Below are 16,060 nucleotides of genomic sequence, written 5' to 3'. Positions count from 1 at the left end.
CCTAATCCAACGCTATGGTCACGCTCAGGCTGGTACCTTCACCTGGCTCGCTATTCAACACCATGCTGCCACCGAGCATCAGTACCCGCTCACGCAGCCCCACAAGGCCGAACGAGGTTGGCCGTGGCTGGTCCAGGCAGAACCCGCTACCGTCATCACTGACCGTCATACGCAGTTTTTCGCCCTCGCGCACCAGCTCTACCTCGACACTGTGCGCCTGGGCGTGGCGCATTACGTTGGTCAGAGCCTCCTGCAGGATACGGAACAAGCCGATAGCTTTTGCATCGCTCAATGCTGGCAGATTATCCGGTACCTGCACCAGGCAAGGGATCTGCGTGCGCGCTTCGAAGCGCCGTGCCTGCCATTCGATGGCCGAGGCGATACCGGCGTCCAGGATCGGCGGGCGCAGCGCCGTTGCCACATCGCGCACCAGTTGGAACAGCTGAGCGATCAGGCGCTTCATGCTGGCCAGGCGCTCGTTCAGCGCAGGGTCAAGCTCGGCAAAAGCCAGTTCGCACATCGACACTTCAAGCTTGAGCACGGTCAGCATCTGCCCCAGTTCATCGTGCACTTCGCGGGCGATACGGGCCTTTTCTTCCTCGCGCACGCTCTCCAGGTGTGCCGACAGTTCACGCAGTTGCTCCTGGGACCTCGCAAGCGCCAGCTCCGCGCGCTTGCTCTGGGTAATGTCCCAGACAATACCGTCCCAGACCACCCGGCCGTTGGCCAGGCGGCGGGTACTGGCCTTGATGTCGGCCCACCGCTGCTCACCTTCACGGGTGAGGATTCGCCCTTGCCAGGACCAGTCCTGATCGCTGGCAATGGCCAAGTCCTGCACCTGGTGGTAGTCAGCACGATCTTGCGGGTGGACCAGATTGCGCAAGCCCATCTGCGGGTGCTGGATCTGCGCGGGCGTATAACCCACCAACGCCTCACTGCCCTCGCTGATGTAGGGGAACTCCGGGTCCCCTTCCGCTGGTGCGGGTTCCAGACGGAACACCAGCCCCGGCACATTGCCAGCAATACCCTTGAGCCGCGCCTCGCTTTCACGCAGCGCCGCCAGGGCGCGGTGGCGTTCGGTGACATCGGCAAGGTACACCACCAGGTACTCGGCATCGCGAAAGCGCAGGAAGCTCAACGACAACTCAACAGGCAACAGACTGCCGTCGGCGCACAGGCATTGGGTTTCGAACTGCCGAGCCCCGGCCTCCCCGGCTCGCGCGGCCCGCCACAACTGCAGCCAGCGGTCCATGCTCAGGTTCGGCTCGAAGTCGCTCAGCGGACGCTCCAGCAACGCCGCCTCGGCATAACCCAGCATGCGCCCCACCGCGTGGTTGGCGTAACGCACGTGGCTGTCCCAGTTGACCCAGAGGATGCCCACCGTACTCTGGTCGATGGCGAACTGGCTCAGGCGCAGTGCCTCCTCGCGCACCTGCCGCTCAGCCAGGTGCTCCCGCGCCGCCAGCAGGCTACGCTCGAGCTGGCGCTGCTGGCGGCGCTGCCACACCAGGGTGGCCCCGGCACACAGCAGCAACATGCCGAACAGCAACGCAAGGTTTTGCCAGAAACCGGTGGAGTCGCTCAGACGCGGGTATTTGGGCTGCAACCAACGCTGATGCAGTTGCTCCAGCTCTTTGGCGGGCATGGCCTGCAGGCCCCGTTCAAGCACATCGGCCAGCAACGGCCAGTCACGCCGCGAACCCACGCGCAATAATTGCGGCAGGCCGATATCGCCGAGCACTGCCAGGTCACCGAACTCGCTTTCACGGGACAACCGGCTGAGCTGGGCTTCATCCAGCACCGCGTAGCTGGCCTGGCCCCCTACCACCAGTTGCAAGGCCTGGCGCTCGTTGGGCACACCTTGCAGGTTGAGATTGGCGTAATTGCCCCGCAGGTAATCGGCCAGCACGCTGGGCATGCGTACCGCCACACGCTCGTTGGCTTCAAGCTTTTCCAGCTCGACGGCCAACGCACCGGTCCGCGGCCCCACCACAAGTTGCGGCACACGCATATAGGGGTCGCTGAACAACCACAGACGCAAGCTGGCCGGTGTTTGTGTAAGGCCCGGGGCAAAGTCGATTTCACCCGCCTGCAGGGCGTGTTCGAGGCTGGCCTGGTCAGTGAAGTTACGCCAGGTGAGGTCCAGCTTGAGCGCCTGCGCCAGCCAGTTCACCAGCTCGACATTGGCCCCGTAGAGTTGCTGCAGACGGCGGTCGAATTGGGCATAGGGCGCCTGCAGCACCAGGCCGACCCGCAGGCTGCGATGGGTGTCCAGCCATTGCTGCTGGGCAGGTTCGAGTACCACCGCAGGTGCTGCCTCAGGCCTTGCCAAGGCAATCAAGGGTAGCCACAAGCAGCCGATAACCAACAGGCGACGCAATCGCTTCATCTACACGCTCGTCTTGGCAAGGGCGGCCATGCAGCATGGCCGTCGCGGGCAAATACTATTAGGCTGCCGGTATCATTCTGGCCTTGGGTTGATTCATGTTCACACTTTATCGCACGACGCTGGCAATGTGCTGCCTTGCCTCGCTCCTACCACTTGGTGCCCTGGCCGCCGACGCCGAAAAACCAGCAACCGAAGAGGCTGCCGCCGCACCTGCGCCACGCCCACCGCTGCTGGAGCGTAGCCAGGAAGATGCGCAGGCCCTTGAACGCCTGTTGCCCAAAGCCGAGCAGCAAACGCTGGAAGCCGGGTCCGACAGCTTCCTGGCCCTGTGGAAACCAGCCAACGACAGCGACCCGCAAGGCACGGTGATCATCGTCCCTGGCGCCGGAGAAACCGCCGACTGGCCCAATGCGGTCGGCCCGTTGCGACGCAAGTTCCCTGACGCCGGCTGGAACAGCCTCAGCGTGAGCCTGCCCGACCTGCTCGCCGATAGCCCACAGGCACGGGTCCAGGCCACGCCAGCTGCCGCACCGCAGCCAGAGCAGGGCGAGAGCGCACCGGCAAAGGAAACCCCCGTCGATGCCAACGCCAACGTGGCCCAGGCTACTGCGGCGGATGCCGACACGGCAGAAAGCACCGATGCCGAACAGGCCAGCGAACAGAACGATCAGGCTGATGCCGAACGCATCTTCGCGCGCCTGGATGCTGCGGTGGCGTACGCTCAGCAACAGAACTCACGCAGCATCGTGCTGATCGGCCATGGCAGCGGCGCCTACTGGGCAGCCCGCTACCTGGGCGAGAAGCAACCACCGCAGGTACAGAAGCTGGTGATGATCGCCGCGCAGACCCCGGCAAGGGTCGAGCACGATCTGGAAAGCCTGACACCTACCCTCAAAGTGCCGACTGCCGATATCTACTACGCAACCCGCACCGGCGACCGCAATGCCGCCATGCAACGCCTGCAGGCCAGCAAGCGCCAGAAAGACAGCCAGTACAAGCAGCTTTCGCTGATTGCGATGCCGGGGAACAAGAGCGCGGAACAGGAACAGTTGTTCCGCCGGGCCAGGGGGTGGATGAGCCCGCAGGAATGAAGTGACGGGCCAGCTCCGGCCGTTGCACCAGCAGGCTGGCTGCCACAGGTACAGCGCCGCTCGCCGGTGACAGGGGCCTTAGAGCCCCCGCCGTTTACGGATCAACGCATAAGCCTGGTGCAGCTCTCGAGTGCGTTCGGTCGCCTCTCTGAGCTGCGCTTCACTGGCACCGCTCCCGGCCAGCTTGTCCGGATGGTGCCGGCTGACCAGCCGGCGATAGGCCTGCTTGACCCGGTCGCCTTCCGTATCGGCATCTATCCCCAGCAAGCGCAGCGCAGCCGCATAGGTCATGACGCTACTGGCCGTGCTCATTTTGCGTGGCTCATATTCCAGCGACATGGCCTGCACCTGGCGCCGGCTGAGCCCCAGCTTCTGCCCCCAGTCCAGCAGCAGTTCCCGCTCATGATCCCCGGCCTTGCCGTCAGCCCAAGCCATACGCCAACACGCCCGCAACGTGCCCTCGGCCGCATGTGGCTGCAAGCGAATGCGACGCAGGTGGTGGGCCAAGCGGTCCTTGCCCGCCTTGCCGCGGTTGAAGGCGGCAATCGCGCGCATCCTGGCGGCCTCGGCCAGCCCCAGCCGGACCATCTCCTGGCGCGCCTGCTGAATATGCTGTTCGCCCACTCGCCCATCGCTTTTGGCCAGCCGCCCAAGCAGGACGAACAACAACTCTTCGTCACGCAGGGCCGGCCGGCCTCCCAACCGTTCGCGCATGTCTTCCCAACCCTGCACACGCAGGCGCCGATCCATGGCTTGGCCAAGCAATGCCCCCAGCAGCGCGCCAGGGATGCTGGCGACAGCGAAACCCGCGCCTAGCCCGATTACCGTGCCTGGCCACCACATCTCAGGCACGCTCGCGTATAAGGCGTTCGGCCTCGGCCAGGCGCTCCTGGGTACCGACATCGACCCAGGCGCCACGGTAGTGCTCGCCGGTCACCTTGCCTGCCGACATGGCTTGGCGCAGAAGTGGCGCCAGTTTGAAGGCCCCCGCCTGGCAACCTGCGAACAAGGCTGGATGCAGCACTGAAAGGCCGCTGAAGGTCAGGGTGCCAGGGGGCTCGTCACCGTCCACCACCTGCCCACCTTGCAGGCGGAAGTCGCCCCGCCCGTGATGGCCAGGGTTATCGACCAGCACCAGATGCGCCAGGCCCTGCAGCGGTGCACGCAAGCGCGCGAACGGGTAATCGGTCCAGACATCGCCATTGACCAGCAGGAACGGGGCGTCGCCCAGCAAAGGCAATGCCTGGAATATCCCGCCCCCCGTCTCCAGCGGCTCGCCCTCAGGGGAGTAGCGAATGCTCAGGCCGAAGCGGCTGCCATCGCCGAGGTGATCCTCGATCTGCTGGCCAAGCCAGGCATGGTTGATCACCACGTCGGTAAAACCGGCCGCCGCCAGGGCACGCAGGTGGTATTCGATCAACGGCTGGCCGGCCACGGGCAGCAACGGCTTTGGCGTGTGCAGGGTCAGCGGGCGCATGCGCTCGCCCTTGCCTGCGGCGAGAATCATCGCTTTCATGCACGCGCTCCGGCCTTGAGTTCGGCGATCAGCTGGCCGAGCTCGGCCAGTTCAGGGCGACGGCCGACCACTTCGTCTATATAGGCGAAGAAACGCGGCACATCAGCCAGGTAGCGCGGCTTGCCGTCACGGTGGCAGATACGCGCGAAGATACCGATCACCTTCAGATGGCGCTGCACACCCATCAGGTCGCTGGCGCGCTGGAAATCTTCGAACGACGGCTGAACCGGGATCCCGGCGGCTTGCGCTTTGTCCCAGTAGTTGCGCAACCAGCCTTCGACTCGCGCTTGTGGCCAACTGAGGAAAGCGTCCTTGAACAGGCAGGTAATGTCATAGGTGACCGGACCGTACACCGCGTCCTGGAAGTCGAGCACGCCCGGGTTCGGTTCGCTCTGCATCAGGTTGCGCGGCATGTAGTCGCGGTGCACCAGCACCTTGGGTTGGGCAAGGGCACTGTCGATCAGCAACTGGCTGATGCGCTGCCAACTGGCCTGCTGCGCCTCGTTGAAGGCCAGGCCGAGCTCACGCCCGACATACCACTCGGGGAACAGCTCGACCTCACGGCGCAGCAAGGCGTCGTCATAGCTCGGCAACGGCGCTTCCATCGGCAGGCGCTGGAACGCCAGCAGGGCGTCGATCGCGTCGGCAAACAATGCATCGGCGTTATCCGGGTTAATGATGTCGAGGTATGTCTGATGGCCCAGATCCCCCAGCAACAGGAAACCACGGTCCAGATCTTGGGCATGAATCACCGGTACATGCACGCCCGCACTGGCCAGCAGATGGTCGATGGCAACGAACGGGCGGCAGTTTTCCTGTGGCGGCGGCGCATCCATGATCACAAAACTGTGGCCTGCGCCCTGCCAGCGGAAGTAACGGCGAAAGCTCGCATCGCTGCTGGCGGCGGTCAGGCTGCCTTCGGGCACCTCGCCCCAGGCGTTGTTGCGGAAAAGAACATTGAGCTGCTCGGCGAGCCAGACAGTCAGTTGTTGCAGGCGTACATCGTGGTCAGGCATTACAAGGGTCTCCGACGGCCCTAGCCGTCAAGCGGGTCATGCTTTATTATCCAGCATCTTTTTCAGACCATCGAGAGGCGTGCGGCCCCACACGCGGGCAGATGGCACGCAGGAAGCCCGGACTAATAAGATGGCATTGAAATCCCCCGCGTTTCGTAGAAAGTTTCCGTTGCTGGTCACCGGCGGTCTGCTGGCCCTGCAACCTTTTGCCACCTCGTACGTGGTAGCAGCCGAGCAGTTCGACTGCCAAGTGTCCGCCTCCGGTGGTTGGGACTGCAAGCCCAAGAGCCCAGTCAACAACTTGCCACCGCGCCCAGTGCATGACGGCGCTGCGCTCACTTCCGGCACCGAGGCCCCATCGGCCGAGGCCGAAAGTGCTGACAAGCCGGTGCTGGTCACCGAGAGCAAAGGCCGTGGCCTGAAGTCGCGCAGCGAGGATTACAGCCATCTCGATTGGGTCCCGCGCGAAAAGCTCACCGCTGCCCAGCTGGCCGAAACCGGCCCGTACTGCGGTGGCGCGTACATCGAGCCGACTCGCCCTGGCATGGCCGACACCACGCCCAAGGACGAATCGCCGACCTACATCAACGCCAAGGTCTCCAAGTACCAGCAGGAGCAGCAGATCGCTACCCTCGCCGGTGACGTGGTCATGCGCCAAGGCAGCATGCAGGCCGAAGCCGATGAGGCCAACCTGTACCAGGCCGAGAACCGTGGCGAGCTCAAGGGCAACGTCAGGATTCGCGACAACGGCTCGCTGGTCGTGGGCGACGAGGCGCAGATCCAGCTCGACACGGGCGAAGCCCAGGTCGACAACGCCGAATACGTGATGCACAAGTCGCACATCCGCGGCAACGCCCTGTACGCCAAGCGTAGCGAGAACGCCATCATCCGCCTCAAGGATGGTACCTACACCACGTGCGAACCGGGCAGCAACGCCTGGCAGCTCAAGGGCAACAACATCACCCTGAACCCGGCCACCGGCTTCGGTACCGCGACCAACGTCACCCTGCGGGTCAAGGATTTCCCGGTGTTCTACACACCGTACATCTATTTCCCGATCGACGACCGTCGCCAATCCGGCTTCCTGCCACCGTCGTTCAGCAGCACCAGCGACACCGGCTTCATGCTGGTCACGCCGTACTACTTCAACCTGGCGCCCAACTACGACGCCACGTTGTACCCGCGTTACATGACCAAGCGTGGCTTGCTGATGGAAGGCGAATTCCGCTACCTGACCAAGTCCAGCGAAGGCCAGCTCGGCGGCGCGTACCTGAATGACAAGAACGACGATCGCAAAGAGCAGACTGATTACGAAGATCAGCGCTGGATGGTCAACTGGCAGCACAAAGGTGGCCTGGACGAGCGCCTGTTGGCCGAGGTGGACTACACCGACATCAGCGACCCGTTCTACTTCCAGGACCTGGAGTCTGACCAGATCGGCGTCGAGAGCAAAGATGCGCTGAACCAGCAAGGCGCACTGACCTATCGCGGCGACAGCTACCAGGCTCGCCTGAACTTGCAGGCCTACGAGATGGCCACCATCTCGAAGATCACCCCATATAACAAGCTGCCTCAAATCACCCTGAACGGCATGCTGCCGTACCACCCAGGTGGCTTCGACTTCAGCTACAATACCGAAGCCGTGCGCTTTGATCGCGACCTGAAGAACGGCCCCGTCTTCAACGAAGATGGCCAGCTGGACACTACTGCCGGTGCCAACGGCCAGCGTCTTGACGAGAACATCTTCGGCCTGGCAAGGGCCAACGGTAACCGCCTGAACATCGCGCCGGCCATCAGCCTGCCGATGGAGGCCAGCTACGGCTACGTGAAGCCGAAGCTGACCTACATGTACACCAACTACGATCTGGACCTGGACAGCGAAGGCAAATCTGACCTGGCCAGTGCCTCGCAAGCCACACGCGACCTGCGCGGTGACTTCTCGAGCAGCCAGAGCCGCGACATCCCGATTTTCAGCGTAGACAGCGGCCTGTACTTCGACCGCGACACCTCGCTGTTCGGCACCAACTACCGTCAAACCCTCGAACCGCGCCTGTTCTATCTCTACGTCCCGTACAAAGACCAGATGGACATCCCGCTGTTCGACACGGGTGAAACGCTGTTCAGTTACGACTCCCTGTTCCGTGAAAACCGCTTCAGCGGCACCGACCGCATCGGTGACGAGAACAAGCTGTCGCTGGGGCTGACCACGCGGTGGATCGAAGAAAACGGCTTCGAGCGCCAGTTCCTGAGCATTGGCCAGGCTTACTACTTCAAGGATCGCAAGGTCCAGCTGCCAGGCATCGACTATCGCACCCGCACCGACTCGCAGGCAGATGTGTCGCCTTACGCCCTGCTGTACGGCTACCGCTTCAACCGCGACTGGCGCTTCAACGCCAACTACAACTGGGACCCGGAAACCAGCAGCCCACGCTCGGGTGCCGCGATGTTCCATTACCAGCCGGAAGACAACCCGAACAAGGTCGTCAACCTGGGCTATCGCTACCGCAACGACACCATCGCCTACGACTCCACCACCGGTACCTGGAAAGTGGGCGGCGGCGACTATGGCACGCCGGGCAGCGCGAACTACATCAAGGATTACTACAAGATCCAGCAGCACGACTTCTCGGTCATCTGGCCGATCGTGCCGCAATGGAGCGTGATCGCCCGCTGGCAGCACGATTACAACCGCAACCGCACCCTGGAAGCCATGGGCGGTTTCGAGTATGACAACTGCTGCTGGAAACTGCGTCTGATCAACCGCTACTGGATCGACTACGACGACTTCAGCCAGGCTACCCCACAGAACGAGAAAGGCGACCACGGCATCTTCCTTCAGATCGTGCTCAAAGGTCTCGGTGGTGTGGTAGGCAACAAGGTCGAATCGTTCCTCGACGAAGGCATTCAAGGTTACCGTACACGTGAAGACCAAGCTTATTGATCGTCTGCGCCCAGTGTTGCTGGGCGCTGTATTGCTGAGTGGCGCGGTGCATGCCGCGGTGCAACCCCTGGATCGTGTGGTGGCCATCGTCGACAACGACGTGGTCATGCAAAGCCAACTGGACCAGCGCGTCCAGGAGGTTCAGCAAACCATCGCCAAGCGCGGCGGCGGCGTACCGCCGACCAGCGCGCTGGAGCAGCAGGTACTGGAACGCCTGATCGTCGAGAACCTGCAGCTGCAGATCGGTGAACGTTCGGGCATCCGCATCACCGACGAGGAACTCAACCAGGCCATCGGCACCATTGCCCAGCGCAATGGCATGTCGCTGGACCAGTTCCGCGCCGCGCTGGCCCGCGACGGCCTGTCGTTCGACGACGCCCGCGAGCAGGTCAAACGCGAGATGATCATCAGCCGCGTGCGCCAGCGCCGTGTGGCCGAGCGCATCCAGGTTTCCGAGCAGGAAGTGAAAAACTTCCTCGCCTCGGACCTGGGCAAGATGCAGATGTCCGAAGACTACCGTCTGGCCAACATCCTCATCCCAACCCCGGAAGGCGCCAACTCGGACGACATCCAGAAGGCTGCGCGCAAGGTCGGTGACGTGTACCAGCAACTGCGCCAGGGCGCTGACTTTGGCCAGATGGCGATTGCCAACTCGGCCAGCGAGAACGCCCTTGAAGGTGGCGAGATGGGCTGGCGTAAAGCTGGCCAGTTGCCGCCTGAATTTGCCAAGCTGCTCAGCAGCATGGCCACGGGCGACATCACCCAGCCACTGCGCATCCCTAGCGGCTTCATCATCATCAAGCTCGAAGAGAAGCGCGGCGGCAGCGAAAACGTGCTGCGTGACGAAGTGCATGTACGCCACATCCTGATCAAGCCAAGCGAAATCCGCAGCGAAGCCGCCACCGAGCAGCTGGCTGAGCGCCTGTACGAACGGATCAAGGACGGCGAAGACTTCGCCGAGCTGGCGAAAAGCTTCTCGGAAGACCCGGGTTCAGCGCTTAACGGCGGTGACCTCAACTGGGTCGATCCGAACAGCCTGGTACCGGAGTTCCGCGAGCAGATGGCCAACGCCCAGCAGGGTGTCGTGACCAAACCGTTCAAGACCCAGTACGGCTGGCATGTCCTGGAAGTGCTGGGCCGTCGTGCCACCGACAGCACCGAACAGGCACGCGAGCAGCAGGCAATGAACGTACTGCGTAACCGCAAGTACGACGAAGAGCTGCAGACCTGGCTGCGCCAGATCCGCGACGAAGCCTACGTTGAAATCAAGCTGCCTGGCGCTGACCAGGCCGCACAGTGAAGCCCCTGCGCTTCGCCGTCACTCCCGGCGAACCGGCCGGCATAGGCCCCGACCTGTGCCTGCTGCTCGCCGCCGAGCCCCAGCCTCACCCCCTGATCGCCATCACCAGCCGTGACCTGCTCGCCGAGCGGGCCACGCAGCTGGGGCTGGCCGTCAACCTGCTTGCGGTAGCGCCGGGCCACTGGCCTGACCAGCCGGCGCCGGCAGGTAGCCTCTACGTCTGGGATACTCCCCTGGCCGCCCCCGTGGTGCCGGGCATGCTGGACAAGGCCAACGCGGCTTTTGTCCTGCAGACCCTGACGCGGGCCGGGCAAGGCTGCCTTGAAGGGCATTTCGCCGGTATGATCACGGCCCCTGTGCACAAGGGCGTGATCAACGAAAGCGGCATCGCCTTTTCCGGGCATACCGAATTCCTGGCAGAGCTGACCCACACCGCCCAGGTCGTGATGATGCTGGCGACCCATGGCCTGCGCGTGGCGCTGGTAACCACGCACCTGCCACTGCGCGACATCGCGGACGCTATCACCCCTGAGCGCCTGGAGCGGGTTACCCGCATCCTGCACGCCGACATGCGCGACAAGTTCGGCATCGCCAACCCACGCATCCTGGTCTGCGGGCTCAACCCGCATGCCGGCGAAGGCGGCCACCTGGGCCGCGAAGAAATCGACATCATCGAACCGGCACTGGCCCGCCTGCGCACCGAAGGCATGGACCTGCGCGGCCCGCTGCCGGCCGATACCCTGTTTACCCCCAAATATCTGGAGCACTGCGACGCGGTGCTGGCGATGTACCACGACCAAGGCCTGCCTGTACTCAAGTACAAAGGTTTCGGCGCTGCAGTCAACGTGACCCTGGGCCTGCCGATCATCCGCACGTCGGTCGATCACGGCACCGCCCTGGACCTTGCCGGTACCGGCAACGTCGACACCGGCAGCCTGCGCGTCGCCCTGGAAACCGCCTACCAGATGGCCGAGAACCGACCATGAACGAGCATTATCAACACCGGGCGCGTAAGCGCTTCGGTCAGAACTTCCTGCATGACGCTGGCATCATCGACCGCATCCTGCGCGCCATCAATGCCAAAGCCGGCGAACACCTGCTGGAGATCGGCCCGGGCCAGGGCGCCCTGACCGAGGGCCTGCTGGGCAGCGGCGCACAGCTGGACGTCGTGGAGCTGGACAAAGACCTGGTGCCGATCCTGCAGCACAAGTTTGCCGGGCGCGACAACTTCCGCCTGCACCAGGGCGATGCCCTGAAGTTCGATTTCAACCAGCTGGGCGTGCCGGCACGCAGCCTCAAAGTCGTAGGTAACCTGCCCTACAACATCTCCACGCCGTTGATTTTTCACCTGCTCAGCCACGCCGGGCTGATTCGCGACATGCACTTCATGCTGCAGAAGGAAGTGGTCGAGCGCATGGCCGCAGGGCCTGGCGGCGGTGACTGGGGCCGGCTGTCGATCATGGTGCAGTACCACTGCCGGGTCGAGCACCTGTTCAACGTAGGCCCAGGTGCGTTCAACCCGCCGCCGAAGGTGGACTCGGCCATCGTACGCCTGGTACCGCATGAGGTGCTGCCGCACCCGGCCAAGGACCACCTGCTGCTGGAACGCGTCGTGCGCGAAGCCTTCAACCAGCGCCGCAAGACGCTGCGCAATACCCTCAAAGGCCTACTCGACAGCCAGGCCATCGAGGCCGCTGGCGTGGATGGCAGCCTGCGCCCCGAGCAGCTGGACCTGGCCGCATTCGTACGCCTGGCAGACCAGCTGGCAGACCAGCAAGCCTGACAGCGCTGGCACCGGCGTCTTCGCGGGCAACCTGCGAAGACGCTGCCACAGCCCAAGACTTTAAAGCCCCCTCCCTCCCCGACACCACTGGCCCTCCCCCCCGCCAATGGCCTAGACTGCATGTATCGCCGTATTCGCTTGTTTGACCAAGGCCCATGCATGTCCGATCCCCGTTACCAGATCGACGTCAGCGTCGTGACCCGCTATCTGAAAGACCAATCCGACCCCGAAAGCGATCGCTTTGCATTCGCGTACACCATAACAGTGCAGAACAATGGCTCGATCAAAGCCAAGCTGATGTCTCGACACTGGCTGATCACCAACGGTGATGGTGAAGTGGAGGAGGTACGCGGCGCAGGTGTGATCGGCCAACAACCGACCATCGAGCCGGGCCAGAGCCACACGTACAGCAGCGGTGCAGTGATCAGCACCCGCGTGGGCACCATGCAGGGCAGCTACCAGATGTTCGCCGAGGACGGCAAACGCTTCGAGGCCGACATTGCCCCCTTCCGCCTGGCGGTGCCGGGGGCCCTGCACTGATGGCTACCTACGCCGTCGGTGACCTGCAAGGCTGCCTGCAACCCCTCAAGTGCCTGCTGGAGCGCGTCAAGTTCGACCCGGCTGTCGATCGCCTGTGGCTGGTCGGTGACCTGGTCAACCGCGGGCCTGAATCGCTGCAGACACTGCGCTACCTCTACTCGATCCGCCACTCGCTGACCTGCGTGCTGGGCAACCATGACCTGCACCTGCTGGCTGCATGGCAAAATGTCGAACGCCTGAAGAAAAGCGATACCCTGCGCGAAATCATCGAGGCGCCAGATGCCGATCAACTGCTCGACTGGCTGCGCCAACAGAAACTGCTCCACTATGACGAGCCGCGCGGCATTGCCTTGGTGCACGCTGGCATCCCCCCCCAGTGGACACTGGGCAAAGCCCTGGAGCTGGCTGGCGAAGTCGAGGAGGTGCTGCGCGATGACGAGCGCCTGAAGCTGTACCTCGATGGCATGTACGGCAACGAGCCGAACAAGTGGAGCAAGAACCTCAGCGGCGTCGAGCGCCTTCGGGTGATCACCAACTACCTGACCCGCATGCGCTTCTGCACTGGCACAGGCAAGCTCGACCTCAAGAGCAAGGAAGGGCTGGGCACGGCACCGAAAGGTTACAAGCCCTGGTTCGCGCACAAGGACCGCCGCTCGCGGCATGTGAAGATCATCTTTGGCCACTGGGCCGCACTCGAAGGGCGCGTCGAGGAGCCCGGCATCATCGCCCTCGATACGGGCTGTGTATGGGGTGGCACCATGACCCTCTACAATGTCGACAGCGGTGAATACCTGCGCTGCGACTGCGCCGACGACGGCACCCTGCGCCCGCCGGCACAACCGACTAAACTTAACGATCAGCCCTGAAGGAAAGCCCTACCCATGAGCGAATTCAAACGCATCCCTCCCGAGCAGGCCCTGGCCTTGCGCGCGCAAGGTGCGGTCGTCGTCGACATTCGCGACCCGCAGGCCTATGCCGCCGGCCACATCGCCGGCGCCCGGCACCTGGACAATCATTCGGTTGCCGACTTCATCCGCAATGCCGACCTGGATGCCCCGACCCTTGTGGTCTGCTACCACGGCAACTCCAGCCAGAGCGCGGCCGCGTACCTGGTTGGCCAAGGTTTTTCCGACGTTTACAGCGTCGATGGCGGCTTCGAGCTGTGGCGCACCACCTACCCGGACGAGACCGCGCAAGGCACCCCTGAATAATTTTTTAATTCCACTCCAGCCCGCGCCCCACGCGGGCTCGCGCCTCACCTGACGAACGGTCGCCGACAACTTCTGCGCCGCTTGCCCTTGACCTTGCGGATAACCAACTATTCTTAAGCGCAGGCCATCCAAAAAAGGGGAGAGCCGGTACACCGGCGTGCGGGTCATCGGTAGCGTTACAGGGTGTTCTGGGGGGTATACAGCAATCGGCAAGCCCGGTTGCATGCCAGCATCAGCTGACTGATCCGGCGTCGTCTCCACGTATCGAGCGAGGTGACGTCATGAGTATTTTTAGCCACTTCCAACAACGTTTCGAGTCTACGCGCCAGGAAGAACTCTCGCTGCAGGAGTACCTCGAGCTGTGCAAAGAGGATCGCAGTGCCTACGCATCGGCGGCTGAACGGCTGTTGCTGGCCATCGGCGAGCCGGAACTGATCGACACCTCAAGCAACTCCAGACTGTCGCGCATTTTCTCCAACAAGGTGATCCGCCGGTATCCGGCCTTTGCCGACTTCCATGGCATGGAAGAGTGCATCGACCAGATCGTTTCCTACTTCCGCCACGCCGCCCAAGGCCTTGAAGAGAAGAAACAGATCCTCTATCTGCTGGGCCCGGTGGGTGGCGGCAAATCGTCGCTGGCCGAAAAGCTCAAGCAGCTGATGGAAAAGGTCCCTTTCTACGCGATCAAGGACTCGCCGGTTTTCGAGTCGCCGCTGGGCCTGTTCAACGCCACTGAAGATGGCGCCATCCTCGAAGAAGAGTACGGCATCTCGCGGCGCTACCTGAACACCATCATGTCGCCATGGGCCACCAAGCGCCTGCAGGAGTTCGGTGGCGACATCAGCAAGTTCAGGGTGGTCAAGCTGTACCCCTCGATCCTCAACCAGATCGCTATCGCCAAGACCGAACCAGGCGACGAAAACAACCAGGACATCTCGGCCCTGGTCGGCAAGGTGGATATCCGCAAGCTCGAGGAATTCCCGCAGAACGATGCCGACGCCTACAGTTACTCGGGCGCGCTTTGCCGGGCCAACCAGGGCCTGATGGAATTCGTCGAGATGTTCAAGGCGCCCATCAAAGTCCTGCACCCGCTGCTGACCGCCACCCAGGAAGGCAACTACAACAGTACCGAAGGCCTGGGCGCGATCCCTTATTCCGGGATCCTGCTGGCCCACTCCAACGAATCGGAGTGGCACACCTTCCGCAACAACAAGAACAACGAGGCGTTCATCGACCGGATCTACATCGTCAAGGTGCCGTACTGCCTGCGCGTCAGCGACGAGATCAAGATCTACGACAAACTGCTGGTCAACAGTTCGCTGGCCAAGGCCCATTGCGCACCCGATACGCTCAAGATGCTCGCCCAGTTCACGGTGCTCTCACGCCTGAAGGAGCCGGAAAACTCCAACATCTACTCCAAGATGCGTGTCTACGATGGCGAAAACCTCAAGGATACCGACCCGAAAGCCAAATCGATCCAGGAGTACCGCGATTCTGCGGGTGTCGATGAAGGCATGAACGGCCTGTCCACGCGTTTTGCCTTCAAGATTCTCTCCAAGGTGTTCAACTTCGACCCGCACGAAGTGGCGGCCAACCCCGTGCACCTGCTCTATGTGCTGGAACAGCAGATCGAACAGGAGCAATTCCCGGCGGAAGTGCGTGAACGCTACCTGCGCTACCTGAAGGAATACCTGGCGCCACGCTACATCGAGTTCATCGGCAAGGAAATCCAGACCGCCTACCTCGAGTCCTACAGCGAATACGGTCAGAACATCTTCGACCGCTACGTGCTGTACGCCGACTTCTGGATCCAGGATCAGGAATACCGCGACCCGGAAACTGGCGAGATCCTCAACCGCATTGCCCTGAACGAAGAGCTGGAAAAGATCGAAAAACCGGCTGGCATCAGCAATCCGAAGGATTTCCGCAACGAGATCGTCAACTTCGTACTGCGTGCCCGTGCCAACAACAACGGCAAGAACCCAAGCTGGCTCAGCTACGAGAAGCTGCGGGTGGTGATCGAGAAGAAAATGTTCTCCAACACCGAAGACTTGCTGCCAGTCATCAGCTTCAACGCCAAGGCCAGCAAAGAAGATCAACAGAAACACAACGACTTCGTCACGCGGATGGTGGAGCGTGGCTACACCGATAAACAGGTGCGCCTGCTGTCGGAATGGTACCTGCGGGTCAGGAAATCGCAATAAAGCGGCAAGCTGCCCCTGCAGCAAGCTCCAAGCCGCCAGCAGCAAGCTGCAAGTTGTGCGCGCTCGGTT

At 62.6% G+C, this 16,060-nt stretch carries 13 protein-coding genes; 9 read left to right on the top strand and 4 right to left on the bottom strand.

Translation table 11 applies throughout. The annotated features are described in order from the left end of the window. Position 1: 1 nt before the first annotated feature. Positions 2–2,389 (bottom strand): PAS domain S-box protein, encoded by a 2,388-nt coding sequence (locus ACMGGN_RS24115; RefSeq protein WP_119687862.1) that lies wholly within the window; start codon positions 2,387–2,389, stop codon positions 2–4. Positions 2,390–2,484: 95 nt separating this feature from the next. Here ACMGGN_RS24115 and ACMGGN_RS24110 point away from each other — a divergent pair, with 95 nt between their 5' ends. Further along, entirely contained in the window at positions 2,485–3,480 is a 996-nt protein-coding gene (locus ACMGGN_RS24110; RefSeq protein WP_115273029.1) for an alpha/beta hydrolase family protein, read from the top strand. Positions 3,481–3,558: 78 nt separating this feature from the next. On the opposite strand, the gene ACMGGN_RS24105 is transcribed toward ACMGGN_RS24110, so the two are convergent. Genes ACMGGN_RS24105 through ACMGGN_RS24095 form a run of 3 tightly spaced genes read right to left on the bottom strand, consistent with a single transcriptional unit; the run spans position 3,559 to position 6,012 of the window. Then, the gene (locus ACMGGN_RS24105) at positions 3,559–4,323 is read right to left on the bottom strand and encodes a TerB family tellurite resistance protein (RefSeq protein WP_046787603.1); all 765 of its coding nucleotides are present in this window, start codon (positions 4,321–4,323) and stop codon (positions 3,559–3,561) included. Between the two features lies 1 nt (position 4,324). Next, positions 4,325–4,996 (bottom strand): N-acetylmuramate alpha-1-phosphate uridylyltransferase MurU, encoded by a 672-nt coding sequence (murU, locus tag ACMGGN_RS24100; protein WP_251962686.1) that lies wholly within the window; start codon positions 4,994–4,996, stop codon positions 4,325–4,327. Next, positions 4,993–6,012 (bottom strand): aminoglycoside phosphotransferase family protein, encoded by a 1,020-nt coding sequence (locus ACMGGN_RS24095; RefSeq protein ID WP_414156336.1) that lies wholly within the window; start codon positions 6,010–6,012, stop codon positions 4,993–4,995. The genes murU and ACMGGN_RS24095 overlap by 4 nt, the downstream gene beginning before the upstream one ends. A gap of 130 nt (positions 6,013–6,142) precedes the next feature. Between ACMGGN_RS24095 and ACMGGN_RS24090 the strand changes: the two genes are divergently transcribed. The 8 genes from ACMGGN_RS24090 (at position 6,143) to ACMGGN_RS24055 (ending at position 15,991) form a co-directional block, all read left to right on the top strand. Beyond that, entirely contained in the window at positions 6,143–8,953 is a 2,811-nt protein-coding gene (locus ACMGGN_RS24090) for an LPS-assembly protein LptD (RefSeq protein WP_251962684.1), read from the top strand. Continuing rightward, positions 8,934–10,253 carry a peptidylprolyl isomerase SurA gene (gene surA, locus ACMGGN_RS24085; protein ID WP_046787602.1) on the top strand — a complete coding sequence of 440 codons (1,320 nt, stop codon included), beginning with the start codon at positions 8,934–8,936 and terminating at the stop codon, positions 10,251–10,253. The genes ACMGGN_RS24090 and surA overlap by 20 nt, the downstream gene beginning before the upstream one ends. Next, entirely contained in the window at positions 10,250–11,239 is a 990-nt protein-coding gene (gene pdxA / locus ACMGGN_RS24080) for a 4-hydroxythreonine-4-phosphate dehydrogenase PdxA (RefSeq protein WP_161872218.1), read from the top strand. Before surA ends, pdxA begins: the two co-directional genes overlap by 4 nt. Beyond that, on the top strand, positions 11,236–12,036 hold the full coding sequence (gene rsmA / locus ACMGGN_RS24075) for a 16S rRNA (adenine(1518)-N(6)/adenine(1519)-N(6))-dimethyltransferase RsmA (protein WP_046787573.1): 801 nt from the start codon (positions 11,236–11,238) through the stop codon (positions 12,034–12,036). Before pdxA ends, rsmA begins: the two co-directional genes overlap by 4 nt. A 159-nt stretch (positions 12,037–12,195) precedes the next feature. Further along, a complete protein-coding gene (apaG, locus tag ACMGGN_RS24070) occupies positions 12,196–12,576 on the top strand; it encodes a Co2+/Mg2+ efflux protein ApaG (RefSeq protein ID WP_012316563.1) in 381 nt (126 codons plus the stop codon). Then, positions 12,576–13,442, top strand: a complete 867-nt coding sequence (locus tag ACMGGN_RS24065; RefSeq protein WP_115273034.1) for a symmetrical bis(5'-nucleosyl)-tetraphosphatase — start codon at positions 12,576–12,578, stop codon at positions 13,440–13,442. Before apaG ends, ACMGGN_RS24065 begins: the two co-directional genes overlap by 1 nt. Before the next feature lie 15 nt (positions 13,443–13,457). Further along, positions 13,458–13,787, top strand: a complete 330-nt coding sequence (glpE, locus tag ACMGGN_RS24060; RefSeq protein WP_046787571.1) for a thiosulfate sulfurtransferase GlpE — start codon at positions 13,458–13,460, stop codon at positions 13,785–13,787. 281 nt (positions 13,788–14,068) lie between these two features. Beyond that, positions 14,069–15,991 carry a PrkA family serine protein kinase gene (locus ACMGGN_RS24055; protein WP_012316566.1) on the top strand — a complete coding sequence of 641 codons (1,923 nt, stop codon included), beginning with the start codon at positions 14,069–14,071 and terminating at the stop codon, positions 15,989–15,991. Positions 15,992–16,060 lie beyond the last annotated feature (69 nt).

Origin of the sequence: Pseudomonas sp. BNK-30 (assembly GCF_047456185.1) — a bacterium.
Classification (GTDB): domain Bacteria; phylum Pseudomonadota; class Gammaproteobacteria; order Pseudomonadales; family Pseudomonadaceae; genus Aquipseudomonas; species Aquipseudomonas putida_E.
This window is presented reverse-complemented; position numbering and strand designations above follow the sequence as displayed.